Source organism: Streptomyces cinerochromogenes (genome assembly GCF_014648635.1).
Classification (GTDB): domain Bacteria; phylum Actinomycetota; class Actinomycetes; order Streptomycetales; family Streptomycetaceae; genus Streptomyces; species Streptomyces cinerochromogenes.
The window spans coordinates 1-17,814 of record NZ_BMRM01000011.1 but is presented as its reverse complement, the minus strand read 5'-3'; the positions used below and the strand labels follow the sequence as shown (position 1 = coordinate 17,814).

The window sequence follows — 17,814 nt, the reverse complement described above, 5'->3', positions numbered from 1 at the left end:
CTCGTTCCTTGTACGCACGGTCGCTCGGGTGCCGTTCAGGCACGCCAGTACGGGTCGTAACCGGTGGTCAGTTCCGGGCCGTTGTGGTGCCACTTGGGTTCGCGGTTGACGGCGACGCTGGTCAGTCCGCGCAGCCGGCGGATGACGGCGCCGTACGGCTTGATCAGCATCGCCGACAGGGCTCCGCCGGTCGGCTCGTCCATGAACGGCATGAACGCGTCCGGGAAACCGGGCATGGTGCAGCCGATGCAGATACCGCCGACGTTCGGGCAGCCGCCGATCCCGGCCATCCAGCCCCGCTTGGGCACGTTGCAGTTGACCACCGGTCCCCAGCACCCGGACTTCACCAGGCACTTGGGGGAGTTGTAGTCCTTGGCGAAGTCGGCCTGCTCGTAGTACGCCGCCCGGTCGCAGCCCTCGTGCACGGTCTTGCCGAACAGCCACTGCGGACGCAGCATGTGGTCCAGCGGGGGCGGCGGCGCGGCTCCGGCCGCGTGGTAGAGCACCCAGATCAGGGTCTCCATGAAGTTCTCCGGCTGGATGGGGCAGCCGGGTACGTTCACCACGGGCAGGGCGCCCTGGGACCTGAAGTCCCAGCCGAGGTAGTCGGCGAGGCCCATGCAGCCGGTCGGGTTGCCCGCCATCGCGTGGATGCCGCCGTACGCCGCGCACGTTCCGGCGGCCACCACCGCCCAGGCCTTCGGCGCGAGCTGGTCGATCCACCAGTTCAGGGTCTGCGGCTCCCCGGTCTCCGGGTCGTTGCCGAACGACGTCCAGTAGCCGTCGCCCTCGATGATGTTCTGGTTCGGGATGGAACCCTCGATGACGAGGATGAACGGCGACAGATCGCCGCGGGCGGCCGCCCGGTAGGGGGCCAGGAAGTCCTCGCCGCCCAGGCTCGGGGAGAGGACCTTGTTGACGAGGTTCACCTTCGGCAGACCGGGGATCAGCCCGAGCACCACGTCCTCGATGGAGGGCTGGCCGGCGGCGGTCAGCGAGACGGTGTCCCCGTCGCAGCTCATGCCTTCCGAGATCCACAGGATGTAGATTTCCTCCAGCCCGTCTCCGCGCGCCTCGGTCCGGCCGGGTTCACGGCTCACCTCGGTGGTACCGCTCTGTGTGGTCATGTCGTGGGCCTCCGCTGCAGTCGGTCTCGGAGTCGGTCGTATGCCGCGGCCAGCGGGGCCGCCAGGCTCAGGGCCGGGGGCTTCTCGGGGGCGTTCGGGTGCGGCCGGGTCGGTGCGCCCTGCCTGGCCCGGGCGATGGACCGGCCCAGCTCGTCCAGTTCCTGCCGGGAGACGGCCTCGCGCAGCCGGGGCATCATCACGGCCTCCTCCTCGCGGATGTGCTCCTCGACCTCCCGGCGCAGCTGGTCCACGAGTTCGTCGGCGCGCGGGTCGCCCGCACCGAGCCGGTCCAGTTCGAGGAGGGTCTTCTTCACCGCCAGGTGCTCGCTCAGATGCTCGTCCACCTCCTGTTCGCCGTCCGGGAGTACCTTCCTTGCCAGCGGGTAGACGAGCATCTCCTCCAGCGCGGCGTGCTTGGACAGCTCACGGACCAGCAGCTCGGCGACGCCGCGCCGCTGCCGGTCGGAGGCTGCCGCGTGGTAGTCGCGGAACAGCTGCTCGACCATGCGGTGGTCGTGCGCCAGCATCTCAAGGGCATCCATCGAACCGTCCCTCCTCCGGCCGGTCGGCCGGACGCGCGGGCCGCGGGGACTGCGGCCGGGGTGGTTGGGCCGGACCCGGTGTCTCGGCCCCGCCGAGCGGTGCGACCTCGTCGGGCCGGAAGTAGTGGAACCTGCCGTACCAGCCGTGGAGTTCGGCGGCGGGATCGTCGTCCACGGTGACGGCCAGGTGGACGCCGCCGTCCACGTCGGGAAGGACCGCGGCCACCCGTGCGGTCCGCCCGTCCAGGAACATGTCCTGGGCGTCGGCGCCCCGGCCGCGCGGACACAGCAGCACCCGGCTGCCGCCGCCCACGGGCACCCCGTCCACCAGCACGGTGTCGGTCGACGGGGACAGCCCGTCGTCGCCGCCCTCCTGCCACCAGACGGGCCGCCCGGTGGCGGGGCTCGGTGCGGGGGGCAGGGTGGCGGTGCCCTGTGCCGGGGTCGGGGCAGCGGGGCTCTGTGCCGGTGTCGGGCCGGCCGGGCTCTGTGCCGGGGTCGGGACAGCGCCCTGCGCGGGGGTCAGGGAGCGGATGGCGCCGTGCAGCCGGGCGAAGACCTCCCGGGGCATGGTCTCCACCCGGTCGAGGATCCGCGCGGCCCGTGGATCGGTGGCCCGGGCCTCCGCCTTCTCCTCGTCGGTCAGCAGCATCGTGCGCAGCGTGAGGATCTCGTCGATCTCCGCCGCGTCGTGCAGATCGCCCGGGCTCTCCGGCGCCACCTGAGGGTGGTCCGGCAGGATGATCGGCGCCGACAGCAGCAGCGGGCCGGTCGCCCCGTCGTCGCTCGCCGGGTCCGGCGATGCCCCGCCGAGCACGGGGAACGTGAACGCGTTGCGGCAGCCGCGCGCCTGCTCGGCGAGGCCCGCGGGCGGATCGATCAGCGACACGAACTCCGCTCCGTCGCCTTCGAGGAGGGTGTGCGTGGCGAGCAGCGCCTGCCCCAGCACCGCGGCGCGCGGCGCCCCCGGGTCGGCCCCGTCGGCGGTGTTCTCGGTGCGCACCCGCAGCCGGTACAGCCCCGGACCGAGCGGCTCGGCCACGACCGAGGTCTGCGCCCGGACCTGCCGGCGCCGGCGCACGATGCGCCCCGCCCCCGACGGAAGCGGTTCGTACTCCGTGCCGGCCGGCGCCCCCACGACGGCGGTCCGCCCGCCCCGCACCAGCTCGGCGAGCGGGACCACCACCTCGGTCTCGCGGGGCACCGCCTCCTCGAACGACAGGTGGGTGACCCCGTCCGCCGTCCGCAGCGACTCGACCGGGCGATGCCCTCCGTCGGTGTCGGCCGTCTCCACCTGCTTGTGCTGCAGTTGCAGGTACCGCACCCGCACCCGCAGCGCCGCGCCGGCGTGCCGGGCCCGCACCAGGCACTCGGTCCGCTGGTACCAGGAGTCGGCGGAGCCGGAGACACCGGGCTTGACCGGTCCGTCCCGCTCCACCCAGTTCCGCGGGAGCAACACCCCGAACTGCCAGCGGACCCGGTTCTTCGCCGAGGAACGGCGATACGGGTAGAGCAGATAGCCCTCGTACAGCACGGCGTCCGCCACGGCGCTCAGCTGCGCACAGCCCTCGCCGACTCCGTTCGCCATGCCCGCTCCTCGCCGCTCGTGTCCGCCGACCTCTCCCCACGGTCACACTCCTCACGCCGGCCCGCTTCCCCGGCGCACCGTCATTGGGCCGGACAGGGGAAGGGGCCCCACCGCTCGCACCATGAAGGACGGTGCGCACGATCTTCACCTGCGGCTGCTTCGCCGGCCCCGCCCCTGCCTGACCGCGCTGTTCGGGCGGGCCGGGAGATCCGGCCCGCCCAGCGCGGCATCAGGCCGCCAGCGCTTCGCGGAGCGTCGCGGGCCGCAGCCCGAAGGTGTCGCGGACGTCGCTGTCGTCCACGAGGAACGGACGCTCGGACATGTAGCTCATCTCGGCGAACTCCCGCCACAGTGGATCGGTGAAGGACAGCAGCGCCAGATCCCGTTCGGTGAGCGGCTCCAGGCGCGGTTCGGGCGCTCCGTGGAGTTCGGCGACGACCGTCGCGGCCTGGCGCTGGGTCGTGGTGATGACCGGGGCGTGCCAGGCCCGTCCCCAGGACCGCTCGTCACCGCTGACCGCCACCAGCGCCGCCGCGACGTCCTCGGTGTACGAGAACGAGTGCGCCGCGTCGGGGTTGCCGTGGACCAGAGCCAGTTCGCCCTCGCGGACCCGGGGCGCGACCAGCAGCGTGAACGCCGAGACCGCTCCGGGGCCCAGGTACTGGCCGGCCCGCACTTCGGTGACCCGCAGCCGCCCTTCGTCATGGGCGTCCTTGGCCTGCCGCCACAGCTCGGCCCTCACCCGGCCCTTCCGGGTGTCCGGGGCCATCGGGGTGCGCTCGGTGACCGGCCCGGTGGTCTGCTGATAGCCGTAATGGTTGCCGAGCATCACGTAGTCGGCCCCGGCCCGCTCGGTCGCGGCGAGGATCGAGGCGAACAACGGCGGCAGGGTCTCCGGCCAGGTCTGGTAGGCGGTCATGGCGGCGTTGAAGACCGTGGTCGCCCCGGCCAGTGCCTCGGCCAGCTCGTCGGTGCGGCCGGCGTCCAGGGCGATCCTTTCGATGCCGGGGTGGTCGGGGCCACCGCCGCCGCGGGTGATGAGGCGTACCCGCTTGCCGCCGTCGGCCAGTTGCCTGGCGGTCGCGACCCCTGTCGCGCCTGCCCCGATGACGACTGATTCAGCCATGACGTGTCTCCGCTGTCCGTAGGAATGGAACGCCGCCCCTACCGGGGAGGCGTGGTGCGCGGGGGCCCGACCGCTCGCCCCACTCTGCCGTGCGGACGCACGGTAGGGTCACTGGCCTGAAAGCCACGAGATCCAAGGATCCAGCCATGCATCGTGTCGCCGTTCTGGCCGTCCCCGCGGTCAAGCCCTTCGACCTCTCCATGCCGTCGACGTTGCTCGGCGCCGCCGAACTCGCGGGACGCCCCGGCTACGAGGTGACGGTGTGCACCGCCACGCCCGGTACGGTCGCCGCCTCCGGTGGCATCGAGGTGGTGATCCGGCACGGCCTTCAGGCGGTCGCGGCCGCGGACACGGTGATCGTCCCCTCGACGGCCAGCCGGCACGACGCCGAACCGGCCGCACTGGACGCCCTGCGGGAGGCGGTCGCCGCGGGCAAGCGCGTCGCCTCGATCTGCAGCGGCGCCTTCGTCCTCGCGCAGGCCGGGCTCCTCGACGGCCGTACCGCCACCACTCACTGGGCCCTGGCCGAGGAACTGCAGCGCGCCTTCCCCTCGGTGCGCGTGGACGCCGACCGGCTGTTCGCCGAGGACGGACCGATCATCACCGGTGCGGGCTCGGCCGCCGGGATCGACCTGTGCCTCCACCTGATCAGCTCCGACCACGGCGCGGCCGTGGCCAACGCGGCGGCCCGCGCCGCCGTCGTCACCCCCGTGCGCCACGGCGGGCAGGCGCAGTTCGTGCAGACCCCGCTACCGGCCGAGACCGACTCCTCGTTGGACGCGGCCCGCATCTGGGCACTGCAACACCTGGACCAGCCGATCTCCCTCCACGACCTGGCCGGTCGGGCCAAGGTCAGTGTGCGGACCCTGACCCGCCGCTTCACCACCGAGACCGGCGTGACCCCGTTCCAGTGGCTGCTTCAGCAGCGCCTGCTGCGGGCCCGCGAGCTGCTGGAGACGACCGACCTCACCGTCGACCACGTGGCCCGCCGCAGCGGCCTCGGCTCCGGCGAGTCGCTCCGCCAGCACCTGAGCCGTCAGATCGGCATGACCCCGGCCGCGTACCGCAGCGCCTTCGCCCACCGACCGCGTGTGCAGACGGGTCGGTGACCGGCTGGTGTCCGCCTGCGGCGCCCCGCGGGCTCCCCGGGCCGGACCGGCAGCGCCGAGGCGGCCGTCCGGCACCGCGCCGCCCGCGTTCACCGCGTGCCCCGACTCGCCGGGGCGCTCGACGTGCCGGACCCCGCCGTACGCAGGCCGGGGTCCGGGAGTCCGCCCGCGAGCGCGGCAGGACCATCGGTGGCGCGGGCGGTCGCGGCCCCGGCGCTCACGCCGGCGGCGCGCCGGTGACGGCGTGGTTCAGTGCGGCAGCAGATAGCGGGTCACCAGGGACCGGGCCCGGTGGGCGTCGACGCCGAGGGCCCGGCCGAGGTCCTCCCAGCGCTGCTCGCCGTCCTCCTCGATCAGGCAGGCCGCTTCCCGTCCGGCCCGCCGGGTCAGCCGGTCCAGTGCGGTGACGGCCCGCAGCGCGGCGGCCGGCGCGTCCTCGGCCAGCGCGAACAGCTTGTCCTCCAGGGCGGCCAGCAGGTGGGCCAGCTCGTCCGGCAGCGGCACCGTCCGCCGCTCCACCGTCCGGATGTGCTCGCTCCAGTCCCGGCGCGGCCCCGAGACGTCCAGCTCCTCCAGACCGTCCCGGTCCAGCTCGTCCCAGTCGAGGGGGCTGCTCGGCCCGCGCCAGCCGCAGCTGCACGAGGCGCGCACCGCCGTCGCCCGCGGCCGGCTCATCCGGCCGTCGTACGCCCACCACTCGCAGGTCCGGTACGTCTCGGCGCCGCTGCCGACGTCGACGTACGCGGGCTTGGGCTCACTGCCGTCGGCCAGGACGGCTCCCACGATGCCCTCGTGGGCCTCCCCGAACTCCTCGGTCGTCCACCCCACGGCCGTCTCCCTCCCCTCGCCGGCTGCGTCCCGCCCATCATCGGCGACCCGGTGCCCGGCCGGACGGGGGACGGGAAAACGGTCCGAAAGGGGACCGTTCACGGACCGGGGTGCCGGTGGCCGGGTCCCGGTGGCTCCGGGTCCTCGGACAGCCGCTCCAGCGCCACCAGCGCCGCGTCGTCCCCGAGGTCGCCGTGCACATGCCGGAGGAGGTCCCGGCGCAGACCGGCGACCATCGCCTCCAGGGGCCGGCCGGCGTGCGCCTCGACGTGCGCGGTCAGGTCGAGGAAGCGGCCCCGCCGGTCCCGGGCCTCGATGAACCCGTCCGTGTAGAGCAGCAGCCGGTCGCCCGGGCCGAACGGCACGTTCTGCGCGGCCGGTTCCGTCTCCAGCAGGTCGCCGAGTCCGAGCGGGGCGCCGGGCCGGTCGGGGAGCAGGCCGTGCACCTGCCCGGCGCGGACGAGGAACGGCTCGGGGTGCCCGCAGTGCACGAGGCGGGCCACGGGCTCGCCGGGCGGGAACTCCACCAGGAGCGCGGTCGCGAACCGCTCGGTGAACAGCGACCCGGACGCGTCCGGCCGTTCCTCGCCGACGAGCGCGTCCACGGCGGCGATCTGCCGCCGCGCCCGCTCGTCCAGCCGCTCGGCGACCCGGGTCAACGACCGCTCCTGGAAGGCCAGTTCCCGGAACGCGCCGAGCAGGGCGGCGGACGCGCCGACGGCAGGCAGCCCCTTGCCCCGGACGTCGCCGATCAGGACCCGGTTGCCGTACGGCGTGTGCAGTGCCTCGTAGAAGTCGCCGCCGATCCTCGCCTCCGACTCGGCGGGCAGGTACACCCCGCGCAGCGCCAGCGGGCCGAGCCGGTGGGGGAGGGGGTGCATCAGCGCCCGCTGTGCCGTCTCCGCGACCGAGCGGACCTGCTGCAACTGGCGTTCCCGGCGCCCGCGCAGCGAACAGGCGGCCATCGAGGTCAGCCCGACCACGAACAGGCTGAACAGCACGACGTCGGAGTCCGGATGCCCGCACTGGCCCGCGTCCGCCTGGAGCAGGGCGGTCACTGCCAGCGCGGCGCAGGCGAGGGACGCGGTGGCCCACAGCGGGAGCAGCACCGAGGCCAGCACGGGCACGGCGGCCATGACCGGGGAGACGTGCAGCCAGTCGGGGGTGAGCAGATCGGTCACGGCGACCACGGCCATCAGCAGGACCGGGGCCGCCGCCGGCAGCGGACGGGCTCCGGCGAGGCGGCCGCGCGGGGTCCGGGCCGGTCGCCGGGGACCGGCGCTCGCGGGGGTGGCGGGCTGAGGGGCGGTGTGCTCGGACGTGGTGTGCTGGGTCATCGTCGCGTGGGGGGCCGTAGCGGGCTGCGTGCCCGGCGGCGGGTGGTGCGGGCGGGAGGGGCGGGGGCCGGGGCCGACAGGCAGGACAGGGCCGACTCCAGGTGCCGGAGCAGGCGGCCGGCCTCGGTACCGGCGGCCGGGGGATCGCAGCCGGCCGGGCCGAGCCGGTGCAGGGCCTGCCGGGTGGCGGGCAGGGCGGGGTGCGGCCGGCCGCCCCGGCAGGAGTAGGCGCACAGCGCGGTCGTGCGCAGCAGCCGGGCGTACGGCTGGGCGAAGCGGGTTCCGGGAGCGGCGGCGCCGGGGTCCGCGTCGAGGAGCCGGCCCTGGGCGGCCAGCTCGCGCGCCACGTCGGACAGGGTCCGCAGCACCCGGCGGTCCAGGTGCCAGCGGCGGCGCCGGGCGACGGGCCGCACGTTGAAGCGCATGCTCTCGTGCGCCTCGTCCACGGCCGTGCGGGCGCGCTCCAGCGCCGTGTCGAGGTCCCGCTCCCAGCCGGGACCGAGCACGTCCCGGGGCCGCCGGGCCACGACCGTGTCGGCCAGCCCGTCGAGATACCGGGCGACCAGCGCCCGCAGCTCCTCCAGTGCCCGCTCGGCGGACCGTACCCGCACGGCGGGGAGCAGCAGCGCGCTGCACGCCAGGCCGAAGGCGATGCCCAGCACGATCTCCCCCAGGTGGGAGAGCAGCTCACCGGGGTGGTGGCCGCGCACCAGGGCGAACGTGATCAGCGCGGTCGTCGGCAGGTGGATGCCGTGGTGCCCGAGGAAGCCGTGCCGGGCCGGCAGCAGGGACGCGAAGACGACCAGGGCCAGACCCGCCATGCCGGGCCGGACGTACAGGGCACCGGGTACGGCGATGACCACGCCGAGCAGACAGCCCGCGCCGTAGCGCAGGGCCGCGGAGACCGTGCGCACCACCGTCGTCTCGACGATGAGCAGCGCCGCCACGGCCCCCGCGTACGGGGCGGACGTGTGCAGCAGCGCCGTACAGGTCTGCCAGGTCAGCCCGGCGGCCACGGTCGCCCGGGCGGCCCCGGCGCCGTCGGTCCGGGCGATCCGTCGCATCCGCGCCGGCAGAGCGGGCCACCGTGCGCCGCGCATGCTGTCCTCGCCCCCTTCCTCGTCGGGATCCGCGGGCCGCTCGGTCGGCCCGGCACGGCCGCCCAGGATAATCGGACAAATGGGGCGCATGGCAAATAAAGGTTGTGTAGGAAACAGTGGTCCTGTGTACCTCTGTCGGGTACGTGCCTCCGCCCGTACACTGCCAACCCACAGACATGCGGGCGTAGTTGACCGGGGGGAGCCATCATGTCCGGAGGTCCGTACGGTCCGAACCAGGCATACGGCGGGCCGCCGCTGCCGCCCATGCCGCCGAGTCCGCCGCCGAGACCCGCCGGGCCGCCGCCCGCGCCGCCGGACGCCGTGCGGGCCGTCGCGATCGCCCTGCTCAACCTGAGCGGTCTCGGCCTCGGTTACGCACTCCTGCGCCGCTGGGTGCTCGCCGCCGTCTGCTGGACGGCGACCGCCGTGCTGCTGCTCGTCGCGCTTCCCGCGGACGCCGACGGCGTTCCCGCGGCCCTGCTCGCCGGCTGTGCCGCGTTCCTGCTGGTGACCGCCGTCCACGGCGCGTTCGCCGGCCTGCGCGCCCGGCCTGCCTGGCCGGGCCGAGCGCCCCTCGCCCTGCTGCTGGGCGTGCTGCTGCTCGCCGTACCGGCCGGCGGCGCCCTCTGGTACGAGGACGCCCACGACGAGGCCGTGGAGCAGGCCCTGCTCGGCCGCCTGGAACGCGCCGACGACCTGGTGGCCACGAGCGGCCGGCGGCCGTTCGGCTCCGCCCGGGCGGACTACGGCACCGCCCTGGAGGTCTACCGCGACATCGCCGTCCACCACGCCGGCTCCCGCGCGGCACACCGCGTCCCCGCCAGCCTGCGCACCTACTACACGACGGTCGGCGCGGCCTACGGCCACCGCGACTACTGCGCTGCCGTGGAGCCGCTGACGTACCTGCGCACCGTGCCGGACACGATGCCGAAGGAGCAGCTGGGGTCGCTGGCCGGCTGGCCCGACGACCGGCTCGCGAACGCCCTGTACGAGTGCGGTGCCCGGCAGCTGGCAGGCGGCCGGACGGACTGGGTCACCCGCTTCGGCGACCTGCTGGACACCTTCCCGCGGTCCGCGGCGGCGGCCAGGGTGGTGCCCGCGGTCGACGCCGCGGTGGGGAAGGCGGAACGGGCCGTCGGCGGCGACGAACCCTGCACCGCCGTCGAGCAGTTGCGGGGCCTCGGCACCCGGATCGGCGACCTGGCCCGCTCGGCCGGTGACACGGACGGCAGGCTGGCGAGGGCCGCGGGCAGGGCCGGGCGCAGCGGCGACGCCGGCGCGTACGCCTGCGGTGTCGACCAGTACGAGGACGGCGACTTCCAGGCCGCGCAGAAGACCATGGAGCAGTTCGCCGCCGGTCACCGCCACGACCGGAACCGGGCCCGCGCCGAGAAGATCGCCATAGCCGCCGAGATCGCCCAGACCCTCCCCGCGGCGGGCAGGAAGCTGCCCACCACGGCCTCCGGCGGCAGCATCTCCGTCACGGTGAAGAACGACAGCCCGGACGACATCACCGTCCTGTACACCGGCCCGGTCACCGGCAGTCTCACGCTCAAGGGCTGCCGCGGCTGCAAGGCGTACACCCTCGCGGACACCGTCTTCTCGGGCTTCAAACCCTGCAACGACAGCAGCAGGCACTACCCGCAGCGCACCATCAGCCTGCCCGTCGGCACCACGTACTTCGTCCACAGGACGAAAGGCGGCAGCACCGCCACCCCGGCCTCGGACACCGCCCGGCTCAGGTCCGGCTACATCTACACGGAGTGCGCCTACACGACGCAGAAGCTGGGGACCGGGTACTGACCGCAGGCCGCACAGCGGCGGAGCCGGGACCGGACCGGCGTCTGGGCGCCGTGCTCAGAGGCCCTCGCCGAGGGCGGCGATCACGGCCGGTCCGTGTCCCGCGGCGGTCAGCGGGGCCCGGATGTCGTCCTCGAGGTCCGGGACGTAACCGAACAGGACATCGGCGGGCCCGGCCACCCGCACCTCACCGAGTGCGGCGGGCAGCAGCAGGGTCCGTGCCCGGTCGAGCCGGCCGGTCCAGCCGTTGCAGGCGACGGTCACCGGGGCGCCCGCGTTGCTGAGGACCTGCGCCGTGGTGAACGCGCGGGAGATGCGGGCGGACCGGCCGGCGGTCCAGCGTTCCAGGGCGAAGTACGGCCCCGCGCACAGCACCGTGCGCACCACCGAGTCCTCGACGGGGACGCTCAGCCCCGGCTGGAACTCCGGCCGGGGCTCCGGCCGCCACTCCTCCAGCAGCCGTTCGATGTTCGCCGCCCGCTCCCGCTCGTCCAGCGGCGCGCCGTCCTCCATCCGCCAGGGCATGGCGTGCTGCTGGATGTCGGACGTCTGCTCGATCTCGTACACCAGGGTGCCGGGCCCGAAACTGTGCAGGGTCCCGCCCGGCACGTACACGGTCTGCCCGGCGCGGACCGGCAGCCGGCGCATGACCGCGTCGAAGTCCTGCGCGAGCAGCGCCCGCCGAAGCCGCTTCCGGTCGGTGCCGGGCCGCACCCCGACCAGCGCGGTGGCGCCGGGTACGGCGTCCAGCACGTGCCAGGCCTCGGTCTTGCCGTTCGGCTCGCCCTCCAGGCGCCGGGCGGTGGCGTCGTCGGCGTGCAGGTGCACGGGCAGCGCGTGCGTGCCGTCGATGAACTTGGTGAGCAGTGGGAAGCGGGGCCCGGGCGGGTGGGAAGAGCGGGGCCCGGGCGGGTGGGAAGAGCGGGGCCCGGGCGGGTGGGAAGAGCGGGGCCCGGGCGGGTGGGAAGAGCGGGGCCCGGGCGGGTGGGAAGAGCGGGGCGCGGGGGGCCCGGGTGGGTGGTCGCCGAGCAGGCCGTGGGGGTCGTGCGCCAGCAGCTCGCGCAGGGACCGCCCGGCCAGCGGGCCCTCGGTCACCGTGGCGCCCTCCCCGTCGACGTCGCTGACCTCCCAGGTCTCGGCGACCGGGCCGTCGGGCAGTCCCGTCCGGCCCAGCCGGTCGGCCAGGGTCCGGCCGCCGAAGACGTGCTGTTTGACGGGGGTGCTCAGGCGCAGCGGGTACCAGTCCGCCGGGTGCGCCATGTCAGCCGGCCGGGTTGTCGACCCGTATCCGCACCTGTTCCTCCAGCCGGCGCAGGCTGCCGTCCAGGGCGTCGCACACCGCTCGCTCGCCCGGGTCGTGGCCCTCGTCGAAGAAGGACAGGTGCACGGTCACCTCGCTGGCTCCGCTGCCGATGCCGGCCACCTGGAGCCAGCCGGCGTAGCTGCCCTGCTCGCGGGTGCCCCACTCCAGGCGCATCTGGTCGGGCTCCGCTCGCAGCAGTGCCGGCATGTCCTCGCCGGACCGGTCCTCGTGGACGGTCACGGCGGGCGGGTCCTGGACGTCTACGTGCAGTTCGCCCGGGAGCCAGGCGTCGAGCTGGGCGGTGTTGGCCGCCTGGTCGAAGACCTGCTCGGGCTGTGCGGGCATCGTGCGGGAACGTTCGTACTCGGCCATCGCGGTACCGCTCCTCGGGTCGGAAGTCGTACCCCGACCGCGTGCCCCTTCCTCGGCGGCCGAAAAGCCCCGGCGGTCACAGACCCAGGGCGATGGCCATGCGGGTCAGCTCGGCGGTGTTGGTGATGTTGAACTTGGCGCGGATGCGGCGCAGGTAGGCGTCCACGGTGTGGGTGGACAGTCCCATGTGGCGGGCGGTCTGCAGGTAGGTACGGCCGGCGGCGATGTGCCGGAGCGTCTCCCGCTCGCGCGGAGCCAGCGCGGGGGCGGGGGCTTCGGTGGGCGACGGGGCGAGAGTGGCGCTCATGGTGATTCCTCCGGCGGAACGGCTGAGGGAGCTGTCCGTTTAGGGCGATTTGCCCTTGTTTCTCCAGACTGCTCGCCGGACTTCATGAGGCTGTCCGCCAACTGTCACAGGCGCGTCACAGGGGCGGGGAAACGGTGTGGGGCGCCCAAGGAGCCGCCGCTCCGCCGGAGGCTCCCCTACGCCACCGCCGCGCGAGCCGTCCGCTCCACCAGGGCCACACCGTCGCCCATGGACGCGCTGCCGTTCGTCAGGACCGCCACGAGGTACCGGTGGCCCCTGACGGTGATCTCACCGACGCTGTTGACGTCCCAGAGACCCGTGGTGTTGCGCTGCAGCCAGCCGTTCTTCAGTGCCTGCCGGGAGCCGGTGGCGCCGGCCGCGGAGACGCCCCAGCGCTGTTCCGCCACGACCTGACCCATCAGGGTGCGGAGGTAGGCGCGGGAGTGCGCGTCCAGGCCGCCGGTGCCCCTGCGCACCGTGCCGCCCGTGTCGAAGACGGCCCGCAGCAGCCGGATCTGGTCGCTCGCGGTCGTCCGGGTCAGGCCCCACTTGGCGCCGGGGCCGCCCGTCGTCGACGTCAGTCCCAGGCGCTGGTTGGCCGCCGCCAGCCCGGACGCGCCTCCGATCTGCCGCCACAGGGCGTTGGCGGCCGCGTTGTCGCTGCGCCGGATCATCGGCTCGGCCCGCTTCCGTTCAGCCGCGGTGAGCTGCCGCCCCTCGTCCTGCGCCTGGAGCAGCAGTGCCGCGAGGATGTCGACCTTGACGATGCTGGCGGTGTCGTACGCCCCGTCCTCGCCGTGGATCACCGGGGTACGGCCGGTGCCGTCCAGGTCGAGCACGGCCGCCGTGGCGTGCGTCGGGGCGTGTGCGGAGGGTGCGGTGGCGGCCGTCGCCGGCGACGGGTGCAGCAGGCCGGCGGAGAACAGGGCCGCGGCCGAGGCCAGCAGGGCGCCGGACTTGGTCCGCGCGGTGCGGGAGCGGTGGAACGACATGGGTCACGAACGTAGCCACCGCGCGCTCCCGGCGACGTGGCACCGGTCACCTTCGTCCCTGAATCGCCCCGAATGTGAGAAGAGCCACCGAGGGGTGGGGGCGGTGAGGGGGCGGGGGTGCCGGAGCGAGGCCGGGGAGTCGCCGAAGCGTCGTGCGGGAGCCTTCGGCGCGCCCCGATGGGGTGCATTGTGCCGCCCGGCTCGCCCCCGCGGCGGCGTGTACGCACGGCCGGGCCGCCCTCCTCGCCTATCGTCGGCCAGACACCGACATCCGGAGCGATGATGGAAAAAACGGATGAACTGGTGGGTGTGGCGGAGGGCGCGGCCACCGTGGCCCTCGGTCCGCCCGTACGCCGTGTCCGGCCCCGGCCGCTCGGCGCCGCCCTCGCGCTCACGGCCGGTGCCACGGCCGTGCTCCTCCTCGCCGGCACCGCGTGGCTGCACCATCCCGCCGTCCAGGCCTGGCACACCGTCTGCCTGGCCATCACCGTCCAGGCGCTGCCGTTCCTGCTCCTCGGCACCGCCCTGTCCGGCGCCATCAACGCGTTCGTGCCGGCCGACCTGTTCACCAGGGTGCTGCCGAAGCGGCCGGCCCTCGCCGTACCGGTCGCCGGCGCCGCCGGTGCGATCCTGCCGGGCTGCGAGTGCGCCTCCGTCCCCGTCGCGAGCAGCCTGATCCGCCGGGGCGTCACCCCGGCCGCCGCCTTCGCCTTCCTGCTCTCCGCCCCGGCGGTCAACCCCGTCGTCCTCACGGCCACCGCCGTCGCCTTCCCCGGCAGCCCCGCGATGGTCGCCGCCCGGCTCGTCGCCTCCCTCGCCACGGCGGCCCTGATGGGCTGGCTCTGGCTCTGGCTCGGCAAGGAGGAGTGGCTGCGCCCCCTGCTGCGCCACCGGCACACCGGCCACCGGCACGGCCACAGCCGCTGGACCGAGTTCCGGCTGGGCTTCCAGCACGACTTCCTGCACGCCGGCGGCTTCCTCGTGCTCGGCGCCATGGCCGCCGCCACCTTCAACATCGCCGTCCCGCGCTCCGTCCTCGACACCTTCTCCGGCTCACCCTGGCTGTCGGTGCTCTTCCTGGCCGGCCTCGCCGTGCTGCTCGCCGTCTGCTCGGAGGCGGACGCGTTCGTCGCGGCCTCCCTCACCGGCTTCTCGCCGACCGCGCGGCTCGCGTTCCTCGTGGTCGGCCCGATGGTCGACGTGAAGCTCATCGCGCTGCAGGCCGGGACCTTCGGCCGCGCCTTCGCCTGGCGGTTCTCCACGGCGACCACCGTCGTGGCGGTCGCCGTCAGCGTCCTGACCGGAGGCGTGCTGCTGTGAAACGCCCCGTCCAGACCCTGCTGCTGGCCCTGACCGGCGCCGGCCTGCTGCACACGGCCCTCTTCACCGACATCTACCTGCGCTACGTCAAGGCCGGACTGCGTCCCCTGCTGATCGCCTCCGGGGTGGTCCTGCTGCTCCTCGGCCTGGCGGCGGCGGTCACCCGTCGCCCTGCCCCGGAGGACCCCGAAGACGCGCACGGCCACGACCACGTCGGAGACGCGCACGGCCACGACCACGTCGGAGACGCGCACGGCCACGACCAAGTCCGGGACGCGCACGGCCACGACCACTCCGGCGCCCCGCGCATCGCCTGGCTGCTGTTCCTCCCCGCGCTCAGCCTGCTCCTGCACGCCCCGCCGGCGCTCGGCGCCTACACCGCCGCCCGTTCGAACGACAAGCCCGTCGCCGTGCAGAAGGGTTTCGCGCCGCTGCCCGCGACCTCACCCCTGCCGCTGACCCTGACCGACTTCACCAAGCGGGTCCAGCAGGACCGCGGCCGGGCCATCAAGAACCGCGCCGTCCGGCTGACGGGCTTCGTCACCCCGGCCGGCGAGGACGGCGGCTGGTACCTGACCCGCATCATCTTCTCCTGCTGCGCGGCGGACTCGCAGACGGTCAAGGTGCGGGTCTACGGCTCCGAGGCACCGCCCGCCGACACCTGGCTGGCGGTGACCGGCACCTGGCACCCGCGCGGCACCCTCGGCACCAGGACAGCGGAGGCGGCCCTCGACGTCCGGGACGCCCGGCCGGTCGCCCCGCCGGTGAACGCCTACACCGACGACCTCCCGCTCACGCCGTCCTAGGACCTTCCGGACAACGGCCACGCCCGGCAGCGGACGTCCGGCGCGCAGAGGTGCAGGATGGTGTCATGACCCTCGCGCGGGCGTCCCGGGTCCGGGAGGCCGCGGGGGCCGCCCCGGCTTCGGGCCGCCGGTGTGCGAGAGGAGGCGGTGACGATGACACGGACACCCCCCATGACGGTCACCCGGGTGCGGCTGTGGCGATGGCGGCGCAACCCGCTCCGGCGGCACAGCGATGTCGTCGAGGCCTGGATCGTCCTCGCCGGCTGGGTGCTGGCCCTGGTCGCCGGGGTGTTCGCGGGCATGGTGGCGGCCCGGACCTCCGACGCGGCGTTCACGGCGCGGCAGGCCCGGCTGCACCCCGTGTCCGCCGTGCTCACCGACGACGCGGCGCGGACCCCGGCCGCGGGCACGGGCTACGACGACGGGCGGGTGTGGGCGGCCGTGCGCTGGACGGGCTCGGACGGCTCGGTCCACACCGACCGGGCGAAGGTCTACCCCGGCGCCCCCGCCGGAACCCACCTCACGGTATGGACGAACCAGACGGACCGCGTCGTGCCCGCCCCCGTCACCGGTGCGGCGGCCGGCCTCCAGTCGGCGCTCACCGGCGTCCTCGTCGCCCCGGCGGCCGGCGCGCTGGTCTGGGGCGCGGGATGGCTGGTCCGCGGCCGGCTCATCCGGCGGCGCATGGCCGAGTGGGACGAGGAGTGGAAGCAGATCGGGCCCCGGTGGGGGAACCTCAGCGGAGGCAGGGGCTGACGGCGCACGGCGATCGGCGCGCGCCCCCCTTGGACCTACCGCGGAGGTTGTACACCGGCCCGGAGCTACCGCGGCCGGTGGAGCCGGGCATCAACTCCCGGGTTGGCGACGTGCCGTGCCCCGGCACGTAGCTTGTATGGCGTGCCGACAGGCACTCGTCAACCAGGGGGAAAGACATGCGGACCAACATCTTCAGCAGGACCCTGCTCGCAGCCGCGACCACCGTGGCGCTGGCCGCGGGCAGCCTCGCGGCCGCGGGCACCAGCTTCGCCGCGCCCGCGCCCGCGGCGGCCCAGCCGGCGGCGGTCAGCGAGGCCGTCACCCCGCAGGCGGTGAACAACCTGGGCCTGAACGCCACCCAGGCGAAGAAGGTCCAGCGCTGGCTGAAGACGTACTGGAACTACCGGGGATCCATCGACGGCAAGCTCGGCACCAACAGCTGGAAGGCCTTCCAGCGCTGCCTGAAGAAGTACTGGGGCTACACCGGCCCGATCGACGGCGTCGTCGGCAAGGGCACGATCAAGGGGCTCCAGCGTCTCCTGAAGGACAGCTACGGCTACCGCGGTGCCATCGACGGGATCGCCGGCGCCGGGACGAAGGCCGCGTTCAAGCGGTTCGCCAACGCCCACTGAGGCGGCGGCCCGGCGGCCCGTCCGGAGCACCTTCCGCCCCGCTGTGGGGGAGGGCTCCGGGCGGGCCGTCCGGCATGCGGCGCGCCGGTCGGTGACGGTCAGCGGGTCCGGCCGGCCGCGGCGCGGGCCAGGGCGGCGCGGACCAGCCCGGCGAAGAGCGGGTTCGGGCGGGTCGGCCGGGAGCGCAGCTCCGGGTGCGCCTGGGTGCCGACCAGGTAGGGGTGGAGGTCCCGCGGGTATTCGAGGTACTCGATCAAGGTGCCGTCGGGGGAGGTGCCGGAGAAGACGATGCCGGCCTTCTTCTCCAGTTCCGCGCGGTAGGCGTTGTTGACCTCGTAGCGGTGCCGGTGGCGTTCCTCGACGTACTCCTTGCCGTCGTAGACCTCGCGGACGATGGAGCCCTCGGCGAGCTTGGCCGGGTACATGCCCAGGCGCATCGTCCCGCCCATGTCGCCCTCGCCGGCCACGATGTCCAGCTGCTCGGCCATGGTGGAGATCACCGGGTGGGCGGTGCCCGGGTCGAACTCGGTGGAGTTCGCGTCCGGGATGTCCGCCAGGTTCCGGGCGGCCTCGATCACGATGCACTGCAGGCCCAGGCAGAGCCCCAGCAGCGGGATCCTGTTCTCCCGGGCGTAGCGGATCGCGCCGACCTTGCCCAGCACGCCGCGGTCGCCGAACCCGCCGGGGATGCAGATGCCGTCCACGTCCGCGAGCTGGGCCTGGGCACCGGCCGGGGTCTTGCAGTCGTCGGAGGTCACCCACTTGATCT

Annotated in this window: 18 protein-coding genes; 6 read left to right on the top strand and 12 right to left on the bottom strand. The window is 74.4% G+C overall.

Annotated elements, in window-relative coordinates; genetic code table 11:
• Positions 1-35: 35 nt before the first annotated feature.
• The 4 genes from IEZ20_RS21595 to IEZ20_RS21580 all read right to left on the bottom strand — a co-directional run bounded on the left by IEZ20_RS21595 (position 36) and on the right by IEZ20_RS21580 (position 4,383).
• The gene (locus IEZ20_RS21595) at positions 36-1,127 is read right to left on the bottom strand and encodes an NADH-quinone oxidoreductase subunit B family protein (protein ID WP_189301235.1); all 1,092 of its coding nucleotides are present in this window, start codon (positions 1,125-1,127) and stop codon (positions 36-38) included.
• The gene (locus tag IEZ20_RS21590) at positions 1,124-1,669 is read right to left on the bottom strand and encodes a hemerythrin domain-containing protein (protein WP_189301233.1); all 546 of its coding nucleotides are present in this window, start codon (positions 1,667-1,669) and stop codon (positions 1,124-1,126) included. Before IEZ20_RS21590 ends, IEZ20_RS21595 begins: the two co-directional genes overlap by 4 nt.
• Entirely contained in the window at positions 1,656-3,257 is a 1,602-nt protein-coding gene (locus IEZ20_RS21585) for a hypothetical protein (protein WP_189301232.1), read from the bottom strand. The genes IEZ20_RS21590 and IEZ20_RS21585 overlap by 14 nt, the downstream gene beginning before the upstream one ends.
• Positions 3,258-3,486: 229 nt before the next feature.
• Positions 3,487-4,383 carry an NAD-dependent epimerase/dehydratase family protein gene (locus IEZ20_RS21580; protein ID WP_189301229.1) on the bottom strand — a complete coding sequence of 299 codons (897 nt, stop codon included), beginning with the start codon at positions 4,381-4,383 and terminating at the stop codon, positions 3,487-3,489.
• A gap of 146 nt (positions 4,384-4,529) precedes the next feature.
• Between IEZ20_RS21580 and IEZ20_RS21575 the strand changes: the two genes are divergently transcribed.
• Entirely contained in the window at positions 4,530-5,492 is a 963-nt protein-coding gene (locus IEZ20_RS21575) for a GlxA family transcriptional regulator (protein ID WP_189301227.1), read from the top strand.
• A gap of 249 nt (positions 5,493-5,741) precedes the next feature.
• Here the strand turns inward: IEZ20_RS21575 and IEZ20_RS21570 are convergent, their stop codons facing one another.
• From IEZ20_RS21570 to IEZ20_RS21560, 3 genes are all read right to left on the bottom strand, one after another.
• Positions 5,742-6,320 (bottom strand): hypothetical protein, encoded by a 579-nt coding sequence (locus IEZ20_RS21570; protein WP_189301225.1) that lies wholly within the window; start codon positions 6,318-6,320, stop codon positions 5,742-5,744.
• Between the two features lie 98 nt (positions 6,321-6,418).
• Positions 6,419-7,657: a PP2C family protein-serine/threonine phosphatase gene (locus IEZ20_RS21565; protein WP_189301222.1), complete on the bottom strand. Its 1,239-nt coding sequence runs from the start codon at positions 7,655-7,657 to the stop codon at positions 6,419-6,421.
• Positions 7,654-8,757: an aromatic acid exporter family protein gene (locus IEZ20_RS21560; protein WP_189301220.1), complete on the bottom strand. Its 1,104-nt coding sequence runs from the start codon at positions 8,755-8,757 to the stop codon at positions 7,654-7,656. The genes IEZ20_RS21565 and IEZ20_RS21560 overlap by 4 nt, the downstream gene beginning before the upstream one ends.
• Positions 8,758-9,021: 264 nt before the next feature.
• On the opposite strand from IEZ20_RS21560, the gene IEZ20_RS21555 reads away from it, so the two are divergent.
• Positions 9,022-10,560, top strand: coding sequence for a hypothetical protein (locus tag IEZ20_RS21555; protein WP_189301675.1), 1,539 nt, complete (start codon positions 9,022-9,024; stop codon positions 10,558-10,560).
• A gap of 54 nt (positions 10,561-10,614) precedes the next feature.
• On the opposite strand, the gene IEZ20_RS21550 is transcribed toward IEZ20_RS21555, so the two are convergent.
• The 4 genes from IEZ20_RS21550 to IEZ20_RS21530 all read right to left on the bottom strand — a co-directional run bounded on the left by IEZ20_RS21550 (position 10,615) and on the right by IEZ20_RS21530 (position 13,531).
• Positions 10,615-11,817, bottom strand: a complete 1,203-nt coding sequence (locus IEZ20_RS21550; protein ID WP_229896177.1) for a class I mannose-6-phosphate isomerase — start codon at positions 11,815-11,817, stop codon at positions 10,615-10,617.
• Position 11,818: 1 nt separating this feature from the next.
• Positions 11,819-12,232 (bottom strand): SRPBCC family protein, encoded by a 414-nt coding sequence (locus tag IEZ20_RS21540; protein ID WP_189301218.1) that lies wholly within the window; start codon positions 12,230-12,232, stop codon positions 11,819-11,821.
• Between the two features lie 76 nt (positions 12,233-12,308).
• A complete protein-coding gene (locus IEZ20_RS21535) occupies positions 12,309-12,539 on the bottom strand; it encodes a response regulator transcription factor (protein ID WP_059247198.1) in 231 nt (76 codons plus the stop codon).
• A gap of 176 nt (positions 12,540-12,715) precedes the next feature.
• Positions 12,716-13,531 carry a serine hydrolase gene (locus IEZ20_RS21530; RefSeq protein ID WP_189301215.1) on the bottom strand — a complete coding sequence of 272 codons (816 nt, stop codon included), beginning with the start codon at positions 13,529-13,531 and terminating at the stop codon, positions 12,716-12,718.
• Between the two features lie 282 nt (positions 13,532-13,813).
• Here IEZ20_RS21530 and IEZ20_RS21525 point away from each other — a divergent pair, with 282 nt between their 5' ends.
• From IEZ20_RS21525 to IEZ20_RS21510, 4 genes are all read left to right on the top strand, one after another.
• Entirely contained in the window at positions 13,814-14,851 is a 1,038-nt protein-coding gene (locus IEZ20_RS21525; RefSeq protein ID WP_189301213.1) for a permease, read from the top strand.
• Positions 14,848-15,657: a TIGR03943 family putative permease subunit gene (locus IEZ20_RS21520; protein WP_189301211.1), complete on the top strand. Its 810-nt coding sequence runs from the start codon at positions 14,848-14,850 to the stop codon at positions 15,655-15,657. The genes IEZ20_RS21525 and IEZ20_RS21520 overlap by 4 nt, the downstream gene beginning before the upstream one ends.
• Positions 15,658-15,810: 153 nt before the next feature.
• Positions 15,811-16,413, top strand: coding sequence for an Rv1733c family protein (locus tag IEZ20_RS21515; protein ID WP_189301209.1), 603 nt, complete (start codon positions 15,811-15,813; stop codon positions 16,411-16,413).
• A gap of 176 nt (positions 16,414-16,589) precedes the next feature.
• Positions 16,590-17,045, top strand: a complete 456-nt coding sequence (locus IEZ20_RS21510; protein WP_189301207.1) for a peptidoglycan-binding domain-containing protein — start codon at positions 16,590-16,592, stop codon at positions 17,043-17,045.
• A 98-nt stretch (positions 17,046-17,143) separates the two neighbouring features.
• On the opposite strand, the gene IEZ20_RS21505 is transcribed toward IEZ20_RS21510, so the two are convergent.
• A partial coding sequence (locus tag IEZ20_RS21505) for a glutamine amidotransferase-related protein (RefSeq protein WP_444545260.1) occupies positions 17,144-17,814 on the bottom strand: 671 nt, incomplete at its 5' end.